The 19,133-nt window shown below is 43.1% G+C and carries 18 protein-coding genes and 2 pseudogenes; 9 read left to right on the top strand and 11 right to left on the bottom strand.

Features of this window, described 5'->3' with window-relative positions:
* Positions 1-42: 42 nt before the first annotated feature.
* The 5 genes from ABID47_RS07210 to ABID47_RS07190 all read right to left on the bottom strand — a co-directional run bounded on the left by ABID47_RS07210 (position 43) and on the right by ABID47_RS07190 (position 5,024).
* Positions 43-507: a hypothetical protein gene (locus ABID47_RS07210; protein ID WP_354495478.1), complete on the bottom strand. Its 465-nt coding sequence runs from the start codon at positions 505-507 to the stop codon at positions 43-45.
* A 395-nt stretch (positions 508-902) separates the two neighbouring features.
* On the bottom strand, positions 903-2,774 hold the full coding sequence (locus tag ABID47_RS07205; protein WP_354495477.1) for a heparinase II/III domain-containing protein: 1,872 nt from the start codon (positions 2,772-2,774) through the stop codon (positions 903-905).
* Positions 2,775-2,953: 179 nt separating this feature from the next.
* Complete coding sequence (locus ABID47_RS07200; protein ID WP_354495476.1) at positions 2,954-3,268, bottom strand: hypothetical protein; 315 nt, start codon at positions 3,266-3,268, stop codon at positions 2,954-2,956.
* A complete protein-coding gene (locus ABID47_RS07195; RefSeq protein ID WP_354495475.1) occupies positions 3,246-3,971 on the bottom strand; it encodes a phosphotransferase enzyme family protein in 726 nt (241 codons plus the stop codon). The genes ABID47_RS07200 and ABID47_RS07195 overlap by 23 nt, the downstream gene beginning before the upstream one ends.
* 141 nt (positions 3,972-4,112) lie before the next feature.
* The gene (locus ABID47_RS07190; protein ID WP_354495474.1) at positions 4,113-5,024 is read right to left on the bottom strand and encodes an AraC family transcriptional regulator; all 912 of its coding nucleotides are present in this window, start codon (positions 5,022-5,024) and stop codon (positions 4,113-4,115) included.
* 176 nt (positions 5,025-5,200) lie between these two features.
* On the opposite strand from ABID47_RS07190, the gene ABID47_RS07185 reads away from it, so the two are divergent.
* The 3 genes from ABID47_RS07185 (at position 5,201) to ABID47_RS07175 (ending at position 8,135) form a co-directional block, all read left to right on the top strand.
* Complete coding sequence (locus ABID47_RS07185; protein WP_354495473.1) at positions 5,201-6,037, top strand: SDR family NAD(P)-dependent oxidoreductase; 837 nt, start codon at positions 5,201-5,203, stop codon at positions 6,035-6,037.
* A 279-nt stretch (positions 6,038-6,316) separates the two neighbouring features.
* Positions 6,317-7,099 (top strand): phytanoyl-CoA dioxygenase family protein, encoded by a 783-nt coding sequence (locus ABID47_RS07180; protein ID WP_354495472.1) that lies wholly within the window; start codon positions 6,317-6,319, stop codon positions 7,097-7,099.
* Between the two features lie 118 nt (positions 7,100-7,217).
* The gene (locus tag ABID47_RS07175) at positions 7,218-8,135 is read left to right on the top strand and encodes an AraC family transcriptional regulator (protein WP_354495471.1); all 918 of its coding nucleotides are present in this window, start codon (positions 7,218-7,220) and stop codon (positions 8,133-8,135) included.
* A gap of 290 nt (positions 8,136-8,425) precedes the next feature.
* On the opposite strand, the gene ABID47_RS07170 is transcribed toward ABID47_RS07175, so the two are convergent.
* Entirely contained in the window at positions 8,426-9,487 is a 1,062-nt protein-coding gene (locus ABID47_RS07170; protein WP_354495470.1) for a DUF4037 domain-containing protein, read from the bottom strand.
* Between the two features lie 379 nt (positions 9,488-9,866).
* A complete protein-coding gene (locus ABID47_RS07165; protein WP_354495469.1) occupies positions 9,867-10,721 on the bottom strand; it encodes a patatin-like phospholipase family protein in 855 nt (284 codons plus the stop codon).
* A gap of 117 nt (positions 10,722-10,838) precedes the next feature.
* Here ABID47_RS07165 and ABID47_RS07160 point away from each other — a divergent pair, with 117 nt between their 5' ends.
* A complete protein-coding gene (locus ABID47_RS07160) occupies positions 10,839-11,231 on the top strand; it encodes a MerR family transcriptional regulator (RefSeq protein ID WP_354495468.1) in 393 nt (130 codons plus the stop codon).
* 670 nt (positions 11,232-11,901) lie between these two features.
* Here the strand turns inward: ABID47_RS07160 and ABID47_RS07155 are convergent.
* Positions 11,902-13,299 carry an MFS transporter gene (locus tag ABID47_RS07155; RefSeq protein ID WP_354495467.1) on the bottom strand — a complete coding sequence of 466 codons (1,398 nt, stop codon included), beginning with the start codon at positions 13,297-13,299 and terminating at the stop codon, positions 11,902-11,904.
* Between the two features lie 141 nt (positions 13,300-13,440).
* On the opposite strand from ABID47_RS07155, the gene ABID47_RS07150 reads away from it, so the two are divergent.
* Positions 13,441-14,112 (top strand): ArsR/SmtB family transcription factor, encoded by a 672-nt coding sequence (locus tag ABID47_RS07150; RefSeq protein ID WP_354495466.1) that lies wholly within the window; start codon positions 13,441-13,443, stop codon positions 14,110-14,112.
* A gap of 64 nt (positions 14,113-14,176) precedes the next feature.
* Here ABID47_RS07150 and ABID47_RS07145 read toward each other — a convergent pair.
* Together ABID47_RS07145 and ABID47_RS07140 are read right to left on the bottom strand one after the other, a co-directional pair.
* Positions 14,177-14,296 (bottom strand): annotated as a pseudogene (locus tag ABID47_RS07145) (IS3 family transposase); the annotation flags it as partial.
* A gap of 319 nt (positions 14,297-14,615) precedes the next feature.
* A complete protein-coding gene (locus tag ABID47_RS07140) occupies positions 14,616-15,554 on the bottom strand; it encodes a phosphotransferase (RefSeq protein ID WP_354495464.1) in 939 nt (312 codons plus the stop codon).
* A 437-nt stretch (positions 15,555-15,991) separates the two neighbouring features.
* On the opposite strand from ABID47_RS07140, the gene ABID47_RS07135 reads away from it, so the two are divergent.
* The 3 genes from ABID47_RS07135 to ABID47_RS07125 all read left to right on the top strand — a co-directional run bounded on the left by ABID47_RS07135 (position 15,992) and on the right by ABID47_RS07125 (position 17,772).
* On the top strand, positions 15,992-16,579 hold the full coding sequence (locus ABID47_RS07135; RefSeq protein WP_354495463.1) for a TetR/AcrR family transcriptional regulator: 588 nt from the start codon (positions 15,992-15,994) through the stop codon (positions 16,577-16,579).
* An 82-nt stretch (positions 16,580-16,661) separates the two neighbouring features.
* Entirely contained in the window at positions 16,662-17,213 is a 552-nt protein-coding gene (locus ABID47_RS07130; protein ID WP_354495462.1) for a DUF6022 family protein, read from the top strand.
* Positions 17,214-17,373: 160 nt separating this feature from the next.
* A complete protein-coding gene (locus ABID47_RS07125) occupies positions 17,374-17,772 on the top strand; it encodes a DUF4267 domain-containing protein (protein ID WP_354495461.1) in 399 nt (132 codons plus the stop codon).
* 358 nt (positions 17,773-18,130) lie between these two features.
* Here the strand turns inward: ABID47_RS07125 and ABID47_RS07120 are convergent.
* Positions 18,131-18,262: pseudogene (locus tag ABID47_RS07120) on the bottom strand (ATP-binding protein); the annotation flags it as partial.
* A 457-nt stretch (positions 18,263-18,719) separates the two neighbouring features.
* Here ABID47_RS07120 and ABID47_RS07115 point away from each other — a divergent pair.
* A complete protein-coding gene (locus ABID47_RS07115; RefSeq protein ID WP_354495460.1) occupies positions 18,720-19,121 on the top strand; it encodes a RidA family protein in 402 nt (133 codons plus the stop codon).
* Positions 19,122-19,133: the final 12 nt, after the last annotated feature.

The raw sequence follows: 19,133 nt of genomic DNA, 5'->3' as shown, positions 1-19,133 counted from the left end.
TAAAATGCTTCAGCCCAGTATGGGAAAAAGTGAATATCCTTTTCATCTAGCAATCGAACAGATACCAATCTTTTGAATGTCTGGGTTTACTGCCGTAAGTTCATATATACGTTGGCTCATGGTTGTTTTAAAGGTTATACCCTTGCGCAAGGTATATTCTTTGGCAAAATATTCTGCCAAGGTTTTTTCAGTTATCACACCTGGAATTTCACGGTCTTTCAGACCATCTATCAGACAGTTTATAGCATACGGGTTAATGATGTTGTCTGTTGCATAAAGCGTAATATTGTATGGCGGTGTCATTATGGCGGTAAGTTGTATGCCCTTAGCATCCGTAATAGTTGCCATAAGCCAATTTACAGGGTTACGCCAGTCTGTTTTGTCTTTTCCTTCATGCCCAATGATGATATTGCCAAGAGGAATCAAATTTTGTGCTTCATGACGCATCAGCACATCATAGGTGTCATTGAAAAACTCATGCACATCCGTATACAACTTGAATTGCATTGCAATATCACCCTTTCATCTGCCCAACTCCTGATCTTTAACCCCGCCTGTTAAACTACACCAATCCCTACCCAAAGCTTCAGCATCATCAAATTCAAGTTGCCGTAATGTCAAACGTTCTGTAACATCAATTTACTCATTCGATAACCCTCCAATTTAATAATTATTTATTGTAACTCCGTTTATGCGGGAATCAGCCTATCGCACTAGCTTCTTCTTTCTACCCTGCTTAGCCACGTATTATAAAATGCTAAAACTTCATCTTTTACCGAATCCAGACTAGCATTCCATGCATCATTAATTATGGTAAATCCCGATGGTGAAGTGATCTTCTCCAATCTCATATCGCCCTCATTGAGCTTAGTTTCCCTGCTCATCATTTAAGCATAACGCCACTATCTGCTTATCCTGATTACACACTCACCCTGCGCGGCGGGTATAATGGCTGTAAGCTTCATCCGATACAAGGCATCTCCCCATATCTCTCTCATGATTTCGTCCTCGAGTAAAATTTTCTCTACGGAGTACGCATACATTTCGCTGTCATATTGTATTTTTACCCTATTGTAATTTTTATCTTGAAGGATAATATCCCCAATTTCTTGGGTTTGAGGAGGGTGAGGCGTGATTAGAATCTGTGTGATATCATCCGTCACTTGATTTAGAAGAAAATTGTCACTGATTTCAATATTCGGGGACAAACCACGATAGAAATTAACTGATCTTATCCACTTTCTTATTCCGGCGAATTCTGGGTAGGCTCCCGCGAGATTCATGGATAACGATGTAACTTTATCATTCAGGTTATACTCGACTTCATCGGCCCTAAATTGTCTTCCGTCCTGTTGCTGTACGCCATTTACAATAGGGAGATTGTGATATCCTGATTGCATCGCCCATAGGGTATACCGCTCCGAGAAAAACGATTTAGATGTATAGGTCAATAATCCGGGATCAATGATCATCGGAGAGCCATTACAATATACAATGAATTGTCCAATGTCATTGTGGTTATGGCTTTCACCGTTATGCCCGCCCTTGGCAGCCAGGAATAGCCCTTTGGACGAACCCTCCTGCTCTCGTGCCACCATGATTTGAATGCTGTCAAACCATGCATCTCGAATATAAGGAGATTTTCCGGAATATTGCTCTACTTCCGAATAATTAAATAAAGCCGGCAAAAGGCGAAACATGGATGAAAACTCTAAGCGGGTCCCTTCTTCCCGCTTCATTCTCTGGACCCTTGCTCCAAGCTCACACAACCTCGAATCTCCAATACGGCGTCCATATCGATATGTAAGTTCCGCGGGGAGATGGACTTGTGCCTGGCTGTCAGCGAAGTTGACAAAATACGAGTCATCGATAAAAGCTTTGTAAATATAACATCCTATTTGCCTAATTTGAGGTTCTTGGTATACATCAATTCTACCGCCGGAAACGCCGTGAAGCAGTTCCAGACTATCAAAAATCGTTCCTCCGGCATACATCCAATACTTCGGACCTTCCTCACAACCGCCGTCTGAAGGGAGTCTATGTAGATACATATCTAAGCTTCTCATCGCCTTGACCACCGCTGCTTCTCGTCGATTGGGGTCGTCTTCCAACAGCAAAAACGCCGCTAAGCAGTTTGAATTACACCATGAATTCCAATTGTTCAGCATCTTCTCCTGATTGAAACCCATCCACCAAAAATCATTCCGCTGTAAATAAGGATCAAGAATCCTCCTTTTCACCTCGTACTGTATACGCTCGCTTACCATAATGCTTATTCCATCCAATTTGGTTTTCAGCAGATAATAAGTCCATGCAAGCAGCGCGGCCGTCTCGGCAGAGAATAATTCAATAATCTGATCCGATATGTCTGGAAGTGGATCCTGCCTCTTCATCATATAACCGTGACCAGGGATTCCCCAGAATGTTTCTTCACATATACACCATATTCCATTTATGACATCATCCATAAAGCGTCCCTGATTTTCAAAACATTCGGCGATGACTAAAGAAGCCAGCACCTCTCTTCTTTTCCACGAAGTATTGTCAAAATCGACCCGATTACCCGTTCTGCTATAATCCATATATTGAGTGGCAGTTATAGTAGGCCATGCATAATGAAGCTTACTTGCGGCTTCATTGATCCAAAAAGACCTAAGATTCAATGGTAGCTGTTTCCATTGATTTCGGTCTTCGATTGTAGGAAACGGTCGGTAATTATTCCGGTTAAGCAAACACTTTCCAAGATTGTCATTAATAAATCGCTCTGCTAACATGAACGTCAACCTCTTCCCAATATATCAATTATGAGAGCCTTTTACATTAGCCCAATAAAGATACTTGTTATACCGGTGCATACCCATAACTTTCGTTCACGAATTTATCATCCACTCCAAAATCAATTACAGATGTTTTCAGTTTTACCCGGCAGCCGGTAAAATACAATGCTCCCAGGTTAATGAATACTATTATAAATATTTTTAAATTCTTGAACAAAATCAATCGGCAGCATAGGCTCATCAGAAGCGGCTATTTGTTGAATCTCTTTTAAACTGTTCATTGATTCTTCATCCAAATTTGACACATCGTTTGCTTGATGAAAATAAATATACTGCAATACATAACGAAGTTTAATAGACTCTTGTAAATATTCTATTTCTTCTTCTTGGATTGTATTTTCCTTTAGATATCCTTTTATAAAATGGCGGAAAAACAATCTATAATATTCCGTTTTATTTTCAAATTCCTTATACGGAAAAAAAAAGTGCATAACACAATGTAATCCCAATATCGTTTACGAAATACGTATAACTGCAATCATCGAAATCGAACAAATAAATGTCGCCGTTATTCAGATAAAAATTACTTTGATGAAAATCAGTATGAGTCAAACCGTATGTATCATTGGACTTGGGCAGAGAAGTAAGTCTTGTTAATCTTTCTTTTAGAATTGAAATCATTACATCATCAGGTCGCAGGTACTTCTCCGCCTTTAATTGAACTTCTTGATCCCAGGCTTGTCGTTTAAACGCCGGATTACTCCATCCATAACCCTTTGTGGCATGATGGATTTTCCCCATAAATTCGCCCCATTTTTCGTAAAGCGATTCATTCCAATCTTCATCCGACACTTCTTTTCCAAGAGCCATTTCGTATGAAATGGCTAGAAACGAACCATTTTCTGCAGCAATTTCTTCAACCATATTACCTCTGGTCGATGGAACAGCATTTGAAACTGCCAGTCCTTTATTCGACAAAAAATTTAAAAATTCAAGTTCACCCAGTATATTATTTCTTGTTCTTCTATTTGTATGTGAGATTTTTAATATGAAAAATGCATTGTTTTTCTGGTATTCATAAACAAAGCTTTCATAACCTCCCAATGAACGAACAGTGTCTTGATTAAGGTCATATCGCTGTATTGCTTCGGTAAGGATCTCTTCAGTGAATTGCTCTTTAATTTCTCGTATCATTTTCTATGCCTTCTTTCATTCATAATTTAAGTAATTGCATAGCTTTTCAAATGATCCTAACCGTCAATTACAGTTAACCAAATATGAAAGGTCCCGAGCAGTGCGAACAAGCTCGGGACCTATGTTTAATCAACTGATCTTTTAACTAGTAGACAAATTAGTTGTGGACTGCATCCGTAAAATATCGGTAGTCGGAGGACACCCAAATAATCGGGCATATTCGCGACTGAATTGAGAAGGACTTTCGTAGCCGACATGAAATGCGACATCTGCGACGTTGTATTTATCAGTTATTAAAAGTCGCCGCCCTTCTTGTAATCGCAGCTGTTTCTGATATTGAACGGGTGTCATCGCAGTGACTTGCTTGAAATGTCGATACAGAGATGAAGTACTCATATTGGCGATCTGCGCTAATTCATTAATGCGTAAAGGTTTGTCAAAGTTTGTTTTAATCCGTTCTACGACCTCTGCAATTGTTGCAAAATGACTACCAGATGTAGCAATTTGCCTGAAAACATCCCCCTCCTTTTCAGTAAGTAACCTATATATGATTTCCTTAATTATTAATGGTGCTAGCGCTAAAATATCTTTTGGAGTATCCAATAGTTTTACTAGCCGAATCACTGCATCAAGAAGATTCATGTTCAATTTACCAACAAATAAACTTTTCGGATAATGCTCTATGCTTTCTGGTAACAGATGGGTCTCTTTCATGATTTCAAAAATCTCTCCTGCATCAAGATCAAGCCTGATTGACAAAAAGGGAGCTTCCGGCGAAGGTTTGATCACCTGTCCCGATATAGGCACGTCTAAAGACACAGCTAAATAATCGCTAACACCGTATTTGTAACTTTCATAGCTCAGAATGATTACTTTTTCACCTTGGGCAACAATGCATAAGGAGGGCTTTTGAATCCTACATATTGGGACCAATGCTTTGGAGTCTTGGATGAGATGGAGTGAAGGAATTAGGGTTTTATGGTCCCCATCTTTTCCTGTAAACTTTTTGATGAGTCCCGCTAACTCGTGTTGTTGCAAAGCGATTTCGGTCACACGGAACACCTCTGCTCTAATATGATGTCTCTCATGCTTTTAAATATAAAGTAAAGCATTCTGTTTGTTAATAGTATGACAAGAATAGGCATAATGTTGAAAGTTTTCTTATACAGGTCAGAGCAGGTGCTGATACATAATAAACACATCTTAAATGAAAGGATGAGATATCATTGTTGAATCAAAAGGTATGGTATGTTACAGGGGCTTCGAAAGGTCTTGGACTTGCTCTTGTAAAAAAGTTGTTAAGTAACAATTACCGGGTCGCTGCTACATCAAGAAACTTAGAGGAGCTGAAACGAGCTGTTGGCCAGGTCCCAGAGGGTCGTTTTTTGCCACTGCAAGTGGATCTGAAAAGTTCCGAGTCTATTGATCAATCCGTGAAATTGGCATACGAATATTTCGGGCAAATCGATGTAGCGGTTAATAACGCCGGATACGGAATTGGAGGAGCAATAGAGGAGCTTTCCAAACAAGAGATCATGTCAAACTTCGAAGTTAATGTGTTTGGCAGTATTTACGTCATCCAAAGTGTTTTACCCTACATGAGGGCGAAACGCTATGGCCACATCATTAATATTTCATCCATCGCTGGAGTTGCTCCACACACGGGATGGAGTATTTATGCTGCCACAAAGTCGGCTATTATGGGGATGTCTGATGTGTTAGCCCAGGATGTTAGATCTATGGGCATTAATGTAACGGTTGTTGCGCCGGGGGGATTTAGAACTGAGTTTAACTCAGCCGAATCTCTTGTTGTCGCGGATTATAAAATAGCGGATTATCTTCCTCTCCACGAAGGCATTAAACAATTTGCAGCGAATCATGGCAAGCAACTTGGTGATCCGGAAAAGGCTGCTGAAGTTTTTATCGAGCTGGTAGAATCCAACAATCCACCGACCTGCTTATTTCTAGGATCCGACGCATACCAGCGGGCAACCGAAAAATATAAGAAGCTGCTTGCAGATATGCAGGCAAATAAGAAAATAAGTGAACGAACGGATAGTAACTAATCTTCGTTATCAATAACCGTTGTAGTCATTGATTGGTTGACGCTCATTTAATGAGCGTTTTTTTCTGCTTGCACATGTAGCTGGTTTCATACGTTATTGGAGCTTATCCAGATCGCTGGAACGGGCAGTCGGAAATAAAATGGGTATGTGGTGATTCTTACATTTTCACTTTAAAAAATAACCTTACTGTATTGTAGAAAAACCCAAGAATTAGAACATATTCCTCTGGTAATGTGTTATCAAAGATGACCATCCTATACGTTGGAAGGAGTTATCGCGATGGATGTACTGTTACCGCAAAGCAAAATTGATTTTTATCAGGAGAATGGTTTCGTTGAAATCGAGAATGCCCTAACGGAAGAAGAAATGAATGAATTATCCGAGTTTTTGGAGGAAGCCATGACACAGGAAAGTAATCATTCGGTAGCCACCTCTGTCAAAGGCGAGAGCTACTACAAGGTATTAAACCAGAAGGTAAACCTTTGGCGCGATCATGGCGGCATGAGCCGTTACACATTTCACCCGAAGCTGGCTAAGATGGCAATGAAGCTAAGCGGCGCGAGCGGCATTCGCCTCTTCCATGACCACGGATTATGGAAGTTGCCACAGGATTCCAAGCCGACGGCCTGGCATCAGGATTTTCCGTATTGGCCGATGACCGCACCCGGCGCCTTATCTGTCTGGATTCCAATGCATGATGTCGACGAACACAACGGCTGCATGATGTTTGTTCCGGGCTCCCATAAGGTGGGCACGCTGCGGGGGATTAACTTAGCAGACCCTCAGGACTTATATGATCAGATCAGGGGAACAGAGCTGGAGAAAACTAAGCCGGTGAAGGTCCCATTGAAACGAGGCAGCTGCACGTTCCACGATGGTCTCACCTTCCACTTCGCGCACGCGAATCAAAGCGACGAACCAAGGCGTGTATTGGCAATCATTTACATGCCGGACGGGACCATTTATAGCGGCAAAAGCCATCTAGTAACAGAACATGCAGGTCTTGAGGGAGGGCAACCGTTCGGCGGCGGTTTATTTCCTTTGGTCGCCAAACAGACATAGACACGAAAGCGGGCGGGGTCATTCGATCCAGTCCGCCTTTTCTGTCTTACCCGTTTGCCTGCATAGCGTTATAATTTAGTCATGAACAGTCCTATTGTTAAATATTGGAGATGATCACATGACACGAATGGACAGCGGAAAGTTCCTAGAAAGCCGTGATTTCCTGTTTTATGCTGCTCCCTACCGATTCAATTCGGGAGAGATCGTTCCCTCCCATTCGCATGACTTCATCGAGCTTGCTTATATCGCCCAAGGACAAGGAGAACATTACTATAAGGGAGAATACTACAATATTGCGGAAGGCGACGTTTTCATGATCGAGCCTGAAGAGGAGCATCCTTATCGAGCGGGCAATGCGCATCTCCCGGTCGTATATAACGTGCTCTTTCAACCCGAGTTGTTACGGCGCGAATTGGAGCCGCTCGCCGATGTCGCCTCCTTCGTAGACTTCTTCTACTTGGAACCCTTTCTTCGAAAGACAGTTCGTTTCCAAGGGCATCTCCGGTTGAAGCCTTATGAACAGATTGAAATGGAATCCCTTCTCCATCACTTGATACTTGATTTCAAAGAGAAGAAGCTTGGATATCGTATTTTGACGAAAACGCGCCTGATTGAACTTTTTATTTTTTTGAGCCGCTGCCATCACGACCGGAAGCATTCCCCCCTGCAGGAATTATCGTCTGACGAGAAGGTCATCCTGCACATCAGCGAGTTTATTCGCAAGCATTACGCACAGCCGTTAACGCTTGCTCAGGTCAGCGAGATGTGCCGGATGAGTCAGACCGGATTCTCAACCAAATTTAAGCAATATATCGGCAAGACATTCACTGAATTCCGCAACGAAACACGCATTCGAGTGGCGAAGCAACTGCTGGAGCAGTCCGATCGCAAAATTATGGAAGTTGCCCAGGATGTCGGCTACGAGGACTTAAGTTTCTTCAATAAAATGTTTAAGAATATGGTTGGGTTCTCACCCAGCCAATACCGCAATGCAGCCACAACAGATACACATGTTTCTAACTCTCCACCATCATAAGCAACGTCATCGATTGGCCGTATGGCATATGGGCAAGTTTTATTCTGCTTATAATATTCAATGGAATCCGCGACCAACGTGCCCTCCAAAAACTTCTTGCACAGTGCCGTAGGGGTCGATTCTGTAAAGTACAGCCTGCTGCGCCTCATCCCGGATCTTTATATTTCCTAGCTGCTTTTGAATGCGTAAAAAAAAGCAGCCGACCAAAAAGCCGGCTGCCCTTAAATGTCTTCATTGATCTATTGTACCCGTTAGCATAACGGTCACCGTGGAATCCTTTTGGATTTAAATTACAAACCGGGCTTAAATAGTTTTTTCAAAGCTTTTCTTGCGTATACTCCTTCTCCCTCAGACCACTTATTCATGTTCCTGAAATCTGTATTGTCTGTGATCTGGTCAATGTTACCAATCAAGCGTTTTTTGGATAACTGCCGAATGTCTGTATCGACAATTTGATTTGCGATGAGGCAAGCAATATCTCCACCGCTCATTACTTTAAAAGGACGATCAAAAAAGTATGAAACATCATCAGGGATCTTTTCAGTGATCTTTAGTCCGTTGTGTATATTTGATAGATGTTTGTAAGCATTATTCAAAGCACATTCGCGTTCTCTCCATGTAACTGCCGTTTGAGCAGTCCAAAGGTAAGGAAGTATTTGATCAGAACATTTCAAACGTTTAAATGCAGTACCAAACCATTTTGGATAAGGTGCATATTGACGCTCCATGAGAAAGCAGAGATTTATAATATCGCGGACAAGGCGAGAAGCAATAATAGCTGAGCCAAGTTCGTCCCCTATAAAACCCGAACGATGCATCAGATGTTCTTCTTGACCGATTCGCTGCCAACTGGATGCCATAAGGTATAACCAAATATCGTGAGGGTAATATACGAATCGTTTGCGTAATGTGGAAAGTTGACCGTTATCGTCCCTATAAACTTCCCCCCGTGTTATTTCGAGAAGTGACTGCGAAGGAAAGGTTAGCCAATCTACAGGTTCTAATCGTTCAATTTTGTTTACAGCAAGGTAACTTTCGATGAACCTCGGCACCGTGGTAATTACGCTCCTCCCTATATCTACGGGAAAGCCATAGAACCGTTCTGGAGCTCGTTCTTGCAGAGTTGATCGTATGTGTTCGGAATACCCGATATCTAGTTGGTTAAGAAAAAGATATACCCGGGGAACCCAATCGTGATCAGTCGACATTTCCGTATCATATCCGAGCACTTCGCTACCGGGACCAATTAGAGCCGATGAATAGGACAAGAAAGAGTAATTGTCCGTCATTACAGGCTCAACAATTTCCATATGAAATCGACGGCATAATTCTATTCCTTTTATAAAAGACATTCCCCATTCCTCCAAGTCCATCAACAACAATTATCATTTTTAAGCTCATTCACTCATTATTTCAACATAATCTGGATGCAATGTATAGTTAAAAAAACATTATAGTAGAACTATCCTACCCGTTAGCTTAATGAGCCTGATTCACATCACTGTCCAAAACGACGGCGCTTCCAAGCTTGGCCCAAATGCCGTTACGGTCCTCTTATTTCCCGCAAACAAGACGTAGAGATCAATCGGCCCTTGAAATAGCTTAACGCTTCGATGGATTCGCAAGATAAGCACCTTTCCTTGTCGGCTGTACTTAAGTATAAGATGAACGAGCGAAATAGCCGCCATCTGTTGCACCCTTTTGTCCGTTAGGACAGAAAGAAGCGGCTTCTTACCACATAGTCAGAACAGCTTCGGCGATAGAGCATCCCTGCTCCCGCCCGGCGATCGCTGTTACGCTGCTGCGAGCCGGGTCGTACGGATTCGGGCCGATGGCCACAACGCTGCGTTCATCGGGTGTTATGAGATAAACGTCCGCGCTTGTACGCATGCTTGCCGCATCCTCCGCCGCTCCCGGGATGGAGCCATAACCATTTGGCATCGGGGAGAGAATCACAATCCGTTCGTAACCTTCAGCCAGCCTTGAATTGGTCGTGGACACCATTCCTCCGTCGGTCCAGAAGCGGGCACCGATCGATACAAGCGGCCAAATTCCCGGAACGGCCCCACTGGCCGACACGGCATCGAGCAAAGAAACTCCCGATTGATGATCGAAAGTATGAAGTTGCCCGGTATCGGCATCGATAGCGGTCAACTTAAGATTCGCCGGCCATTTTCTGGTCACAAGGCGACTCTCGACCACGATGCGCCGCTGTTCAGGCGACACAGGGGAGGGATTATTTTTGGCGATAAGCCCGAATTCTGCCCCGACTTTTCGCGGATCGCTTCCTCCCGTGTCAAATGCCTTATACCACGCTTGCATCAATTCTTTGGACGCGGCAACCGGTATCTCAGCCGAGTTCGTCTCCAACTGGGCGGCAAACAGTTTATTCATGTCGTACCCACTGGCCAGGGCTGCTCCGACAAAGGCACCGGCGGACGTTCCGATGATCACGTCAGCTTGATGGAGGTCTACTCCGGATTCGAGCAGTCCCGCTAAGACGCCAACCTCCCATGCGATGCCCGTCACGCCACCGCCCCCCAAAACTACAGCTCTGGTCGGTGAATTCCTTTTCTGAGTGTTCATTCACAGCTCCTCCTTCTGATCGACTATTGTGCCAATAGGTTTGACAAGGTTCCATTAGACCTCTAAAGTATAAACTATAAAGTATACTTGAAGGTCAAGCCTTACGCGGGAGGAAATATGAAAATTCATGTGCTGGCGCAGAAGACCGGGTTAAATCCGCCGACCATTCGTTATTACGAGAAAGAAGGATTGCTGGATAGACGCCACGTTGAGCGCAGGGACAATAATTATCGTGATTATACCGAGGAAGCGGTCGAACACCTTTTACTGATCAAAAGGGTTCAGGCTGCGGGTTTTACGATAAGGGAAATCAAAGTTATTTTGAAGGAAGAAGACGGGAACAAACTTGAGCTCTCCCGGGCCATTGAATTTTTGCGGAAGAAGATGAAGGAAATGGACCATAGGAAAAGAGAATTGGAACAATCGCAGTCTCTTCTCGCCCGGATGCTAGACAACAAATTGGCGCTGCTGGCGAAGAAGGGAACCGAAGAAGGGAACAATAGTAAATAAACCGTTCGTAATGAAGGATAGACTTCTGTAACCATAACTCGTTTTGACGCTAAAAACTACATATGTATTGAGGTTCTTTATCAATCACGGTTAACCATATATGTTCTTGTCTTTTTCGGCAAACGATACTTGCTGACCGTTGTGTCCGTCTTTGCCGCACTTGTCAAGTTTGTTGGGCTGTCACAGCTGTTTGATCCTGAGATCCACAGGCCTCGTATACTGCAAAATCCCCAAGGCAATAGCCCCCTGAAGGGGGAGTCGTCGCACTTATGCTGTCTTGGTTGTTCACATGGGCCATTATGCATACTCCATTGGGTAGTTATATCGTCGGCGGTTCCAGGGTCAACCGTATAAAAAAACATGATAGATCTGTAATTGTTTAAAATTGGATGCTGTATTTCTGAAAGCTCGTTTCTGGATTGTCGTAGATCAAAAGCGTAAAATATTTTGTCGTATCGGGCAGTGCCGACGGCTACGAAAGAGGGTAATACTCCGTATTCTGTCAACCTTAGAGATTGTACAGTTTAGCAGTTCGCTCGTTGTCACCACGGAAGTCAAGCGCAAGCACCCAATAAAACAAGTTTCTGCAGTGTTCCTGTTTCATTAGAAAATGCTTCGGGCAGCACTGCGGGAATCCGGGACCTCGAATACTCATATGTACATAACAATGCTACGAACTTTTCGAATTCCGGCGGTTACCAAGGAACACTAAAATACCTGCCAAAATGCTTAACGCCGCAAAATCCCACGATCTTTGCAGTCCTGCCAGCAGATCTGCCGTTCCCGTTGACGAATGTCCCGGTATAAGAACGATAGCAATTGCTGTATAAATGGCAATCCCAAGGTTTTGCACCATCCGCTGCACTGCTCCGATCGTTCCCTGAATTTCTTGCCCAACTGACTCCATTATGCTCTTCATATTGGGCGTTAAAAACAAGCCTCCGCCTAAGCCATAAAGAAACATGAATGCCGCAATGACCCAAGGGCTCCAGTTCGCCTGCATTTGGCCGAGAACAATATATGAAATGAACATCGCAAACATGCCCTTTAACATCATACGGGTATTCCCCCAATGAGGGATGAGCCTTGCCGAGACGCTTGAGCACAATACGAGTCCCAGAGGACCGAATAAGTTCACCAGACCTGCTTTCCAAGGTTCAAGGCAAGCAACTCGTTCCAAAAAATACGGCGGAACGATGAATCCTATGGAAGTTGCTCCACCAAAAATAAATATCGCAAGGATCGGGGCAGTGAACGCTCCTTTTCGAAAAAGCCGGAGATCGATGATCGGGAATTTAACGTGTAATTCGTATACAACAAACCCTAGGAATAGCACGATAAATGCACCGAAAGATCCATAAGTCCACGGACTGAAAAAACCGGTCGAAGACCACGTAGAAAATCCCTGTAAAAGGCAGAGAATCGAGAAAGATAGCAATAGATTGCCTTTGATATGGAGCTCAATTGAACTGTGCTTTTCCGTGATTACCACCGATAATGACCGGCAGCCCACAAGACCTGCAGCAGCAATCGGGAGGTTGATCCAAAACATCCAAGGCCAACCCCCGAGCGAAATTATAACCCCCCCAATACTTGGACCCAAAACCGGTCCAATCCCCATAATGACTGCTAGTGAAGCCAACGCCGTACTTCTGCGCTTTTCTGGAATCGTAGTCGTAATGATCGCTATTGCCGTCGCTTGAAGCATGGCTGCGCCGATGCCCTGCAGGGCTCGAAATGCAATCAACTGGCCTGCCGTACGCGAGAACCCGCAACATACAGAAGCAACGGAAAATAGAATCAACCCGAGTGAATAAATCCGTAGCCGGCCGAATCGATCGCTCAGCCTGCCAAAAATAATAATCGTTCCTGTCAAAGTAAGGGAATACAACGTTACCGTCCAAGCCATTGTAGTTAAACTGGAATGAAAGGTTTGCGACAGTGTCGGCAACGCAATATTAATCATGCCTGAATCTAGCGTAGACAGAAATAGTCCGATCCCTGCTGTAAAAACGACAAGCAAGTCTCCCGTCTTGGGCGTGCTCTGTGAAATATCTGTTTCTTTCATTCCCATCACCTCGGTACGAATTTACAATCATCTTCTTGTTCCAAAAGTATAACCTGGGAATATTTCACGTGCCGTCGAAATGTCCAAATGCTAGAATGGGAGAATGGATGCTGCGATGGTAATTCTAGGATGGAGGGATGAATGATGAACGATAATATAACGGCAGCGGCGGCACTTATTGGAGACCCGACCCGAGCGGCCATTCTTATCGCCCTGATTGATGGTAGAGCTCATTCGGCAGGAGAGCTTGCAACTATCGCGAAGGTTACACCTCAAACGGCAAGCGCCCACCTCACCAAATTGCTGGAAGGAAATCTGATTGCCGTTGAAGTGCAAGGACGTCATCGTTACTATCGATTGGCTCATGCAGATGTGGCGAAGGCGCTTGAGTCTTTGGCCGCCCTGTCCCCTCCTGCACCTGTTCGTTCCTTACGGCAGTCCAATCAAGCCCAAGCATTGAGCTCGGGGAGAACCTGCTATGACCATATCGCCGGAAAATTGGGCGTAGGACTTACGCAGGCATTCGTTTATAAAGGTTATTTAGATGAGTTGGAGGAAGGCTATATTCTGACTGCACACGGTAAAGAGTGGCTGGAACGCTTGGGGATTAAGACTAACAGTAAGCATAAAATAATACCTTACCATATTGATTGGACGGAAAGGGTTCGTCATTTAGCAGGACCTGTTGCCGTAGAAATAACCAAAAAGCTTTTTGAACTTAAGTGGATCGTACGGGGAGAGATTCGGAGGTCCGTTAGACTGACGGATGCCGGGAGGTCCGCACTTCATAATCAATTGGACGTTAACTTATAGAATACCCATCGTTAAAAAGGGGCTGCCCCCCGTTTGTGAGACAGCAATCAAAAAACATTGTAAGTTAAACAGCCAGACGTCGGTAACCAATCGGCGACTGGTTATTTAGTTTTGTTTGAATCCGAATTGAGTAATAGTAGTGAATATGGTCTCGAACGATCTGTTCAACGATGGCCGCCATTGTGCATGTTAATCCTTCGCTTTAATAGCCATGCTATTCCTCCTTAATTTAGCTATCCTAATCGATTATCAGAAGAAAGGAGATTACGTCGAATAAGTTGCTCAATTTTATCTTTCTCAATATTATCTGTCTCAATTTCATACGTAGTAAAAAACCTCGGAATAGTGTCACAATATTGGAACTATCCAGCCCGTTAGCGGAACGATCCATCGCACGAAGAACAAATTCGAGACGGGATTAAACTATCTTGTTCCGTCCCTTGGTTCAATCTTGTTCTTCACACTTGGTTGAATCAAGATACAGAAACACCGATCATTTTCTGCTAATCCATAATCATGTCAATGACTTGTTTCGTAAACGCAGCATAGGGTTTGATCAGATCAGGACTTCGATCAATAGCCCACCTGAGGTTGTCGAAAGCCCTTAATAACAGGAAATGCTTCGTTTCAGAAAGGTCTTTTTCGCTAATTCCGTACCCATCCATAAACGCGTTGAATTCCTCAACACTAGCGCTTTCTTCTAATCCAAGGATTTGGTAATGCATCAATTGAGCAATAGTTGCATGCGGTACCACGCTTACTTCTGGATTCCAATCCAGCAATATAACTTGGTTTGCCTGATTGACAATCGTATTCTTTAAAGAGATGTCTCCATGGTTTAAGCCGAAGCGGAACGGTTCACTCTTTAGATTTTCAAACAGTTTTCTTACTCTCTGGGATTCCATCTGAGTAATTACTCCAAGCTCAATCAAGCGATCATGCTCAGTTAAACAATTGATATTATATTGCACATGCCCTTGCCAACTGCCGTCTGATCCGGCATGAGAAGGTGACTGAAACTCACCTTGGACTGGATCAATCAGATTCCCTCCAAATCCTTTAACTTGAATAGAATGAATACGCTTGGCATATGCGCCCAGTTTTCTCCAAACTTCACACGTGGGAACAGTGCTGTCTACCCCGTTGTCTCCCTCAATAAAGGCTTGAATCATATATGCGGTTTCATTAACTATACCAATGGACAACACCTCAGGTCCTGGAACGCCAACTGCGGCTGCTTGCTCGATGCACCACTTTTCCTTGATAAAGCCTGGAAATGAATCTTTATCGTTCATCCGTACAACGACTTTATGACTCTCCGTTTCGACTACGCAAATCTGATTGATGATGCCTTTACCTATGATTTGATATGAAGTTTTTACTTGATCCAGAAGAAAATCGCATGCTATTCGTTCTGCTTGTATAACTACTGATTCTTCCATCGTGTCTTTCATCCCCCTCAGGTGTCGTGCTTCGAACAGTTTATCACACGCTTTTTTGGAAAGTATGTTTATAACTAAACTATACTGCCCGTTAGCTTAATGCCCGAAGCCAGTTTAGCTTTGTAAAACCGGTTTTGCAGGCATCAACTTATCGGCTTCGGTTCTTCTTTTAACCCTGCACATCAACCACGGGTAACCATACAAGTTCTTGCATTTTCGGCGTTAAAACACAAAAAGCAAGAGCCGCAAGCTCCGCGGCTGATTCTTCGACCACTATTCCAACGCCTCAGGCTCCAGTTGGGCGTGTTGGGCCATGTTTTTATTAAAACGTTCGACTTGTTGCTTTGGCAGCAATTTCAATTCAGCATCTTGACTTCTTTCCAAATTATGCTAACATTATGATAGTTACCAATAACTAACATTGAAGGGTGGTGGAAATGATGCAGAAATCAGAAGCGGGAACCGCAGACCGCATTTTACAGACAGCCATAGAGCTGATGAAGGACAAAGGTTTTAAAGCTGTTACCATTAAAGAAATTGCACAAAGTGCACAAGTAAGCGAAATGACAATTTTTCGGCATTTTGAGACGAAAAAAAGGCTATTGGAGACCGCCATTGAAAAACACTCCATTGTAACGTCATTCCAAAATCTTTTTGAAACCCAAATTACGTGGGATCTGGAAAAAGATCTGTATCTCATCGCTTCGACTTACTTGGATCAAATGGAAGCAAACCGTTCTATTTTCCTTATTTCTGTCCAAGAGCGAACGACAATGCCTGAGTTAAGTCATCACGTATCACATAATCCAAAGAAACTAAAACAATTCTTAGCTCACTATTTTCAAGTTATGAGTGAAAAAAAGAAAGCAAAGATCGAAGACCCAGATAAACAAGCCATCTCTTTCTTAACTTTCTTATTTGGATATTTTTCTTCTCTAACATTCCTTGGAAACCAATTTATTACGGATTCAAAGGAAGATTTTATTCAACATTGTGTGCAAACTTATTGTCGTGGGATCACATAATTTTTTTTACTCGAAAATGTTAGTTACTAATAACTATCACTTATTCCTGCTGTCAACCAATCCCTTATAGGAGTGATGTGTCATGACTGCAACACTTGTTTCCTATCTTGAAAACAATCAAGATAGAGCCAAGATTTTTACTGTTGGCCAATTTCTAGAAGATCATGTAACCGCAAACTGGGATGTTATCTTAACAGAGAAGAAAGCACGGTTGGAGCATGCATTTGCAATCGCAGGTGAACCTTCGTATGGAACCTATTTAAACTACCTTTATCAAAATATCCATTCCCAGTTGAAAGATGCTGGACTGCGAGTCTCTACCCGACTCCCTGGTGATATGGAAATTTCGAGAGAATGGGGAACAAACCCAGAGGAAACAGATCAGTATCGCTGCATGTGGAGTACATTGTATGAACATGAAACGGATGAGCCACTTGGAACCATCGTTACTGTTTTGCCGCATGATCATACACAGTTTCGCGTACCCACAAAACCGCCTGTCTTCGCTTTAGCAGAAACAACCAAAGAAGAAGTTGTAGCAACTCTGTCCAAACGGTATGCAGCATTTGATTTTACTAATCTTCCTGAATTCCATGTTTATATCGCTCAGTTAAGAGGCCGATCAAAGAAATAATAGTTTAACCTTCACCTCACTCTAACGGGTGAGTCATCGGTTCAATATCCTAAAACTTGCATTGGGGTTCGGCCAAGAAAGCAAAGAAGCATGTGAATCAGATCAATCAACGCTTAAAAGAAGATGGATTTTCATAAAGCTGAAAAAGGAGATCGATAAAATGAGTCCATCCTATTGGGGGCCAAAGGCTGTAACGTTTTGGTTGGTTGGCGTTGTCACACTATTGATGTTGTATATAGGAGTAGAAGGGTTTCTTACTCCAGAAACGGCAATACAAAGTTTTGGCCTGCCATTGCAAGATGCCTCGGACAAATCCGTTGTTTGGATTAAAGCAGACCGTGATTTATTTATGGGGGTATTTTTACTAGCTTTGATGGGGCTCCGGATGAGAAAAGCATCCATGGTATTTTTATTAGCCGCAACAGGTATGCCTGTTGTGGATGCGACTGTAGTGCTGCAACATGCATTAGATAAAACGCCATCATGGATTCACATTGTAACAGTAGTGTACATGTTGATCGTGAGTTGGATGTTGTACCAACAAGAGAAAAAGGCTTAATACTCCAATGAATAAGAAAGCAGGAGGATAATCTCCTGATTTTCTACATGAGTTCGCATTTTTCATGCGCAATCCTTCCTTTTGTTCCCAAAGAAAGAATAGCTTTATTTAGCTTAGGAATCTTTTGGCTTGGGTTAATGGGTCGGATGATCTCGTCCATCGTCGTCTTTTCTAATGTAACATGCTTGGGGCTTGGCCCCAGCACTTGGAGAAGACGTCGAACCTCAGCCTCTCTTCCCACGGCGAGACTGTATGGAGGTTCTTGTCGTAATACACTTCAGCTATAGTTCTCGCCTCTATTTTCCTTAGACTATTTTTACTGTTACACTTAAACCACCGCATCGATATTCCAGAGTAGTTAGTCCGTAACAGGCAATTTGATATCGACCGTGGTTCCTTGATTAACGGCGCTTCGAATGCTCAAGTTCCCTTTGTGGTCATGAATAATTTTATAGCACATCATCAATCCAAGCCCTGTCCCCTGTTCCTTTTGGACTCCGGCATTGCAGATTAATGCATGCAAAGGAGGAAGACCCTGTAACGGCTATTGCTCCGCGAACTGTCGGACCGATTCCAGCGAAGCTAGATCCAGGCGAACGGGTGTGAAGCGATTTGCTCCTGTCTCCGGGCCAGCGATTGGGCTGCTCTTATTGCTCAAGAAACTGAACGAAAATTTCATGAATGGAAGTTTTGTTCTTACTGGCAGTATCCATGATTATGCTGGCTCCTCGACTAATTTGCCTCATCATATCACAGATTGTTTCCAGAGAAATAAAGGTATACTCATATATTGAGATTGGAGTTGACAGGATAAAGAGTGACCACGTACAATTACATTGTTTCATTTGAAACAATAATTATATATAATTTTAATACCCCCTTTTTTTATAAATACCAAAAAAGGTTCAAGTGAAACAATAATTAATGAAGGAGGTTCATGCCTGCCTATGGAAATCGTGAATCCCAGGACATTGACGGATAAGGTTACATCTGTCATTTCCCATGTCGTAGTAACTACTGCCTCTAAACTGGCCTTCATCTCAGGTCAGGTTGCTGTAGATGAAACAGGCGTTTTGGTCGGTTCAGGGGACTATTACGCGCAAGCGATTCAAGTGTTCACCAATCTTAAGTATGCACTGGAAGCCGTGCGAGCGGATCCATTGTACATTGCAAAAATGAATATTTTTGTGGTAAACCACCACTCGGAATTGATTTCGATTATTTTTGACGCCGGATTTCATGTGTTTGGCCCTAACTGGCCGAAGACAGCAAGCACCTATATAGGCGTTCAAGCACTAGCCGATCCTGAATGGCTTATCGAAATAGACGCTATCGTGATCTTCCCATAATGTTTAAGAAAA

Source organism: Paenibacillus favisporus (assembly GCF_040545415.1).
GTDB classification, from domain to species: domain Bacteria; phylum Bacillota; class Bacilli; order Paenibacillales; family Paenibacillaceae; genus Paenibacillus_AQ; species Paenibacillus_AQ favisporus.
This window is presented reverse-complemented; position numbering and strand designations above follow the sequence as displayed.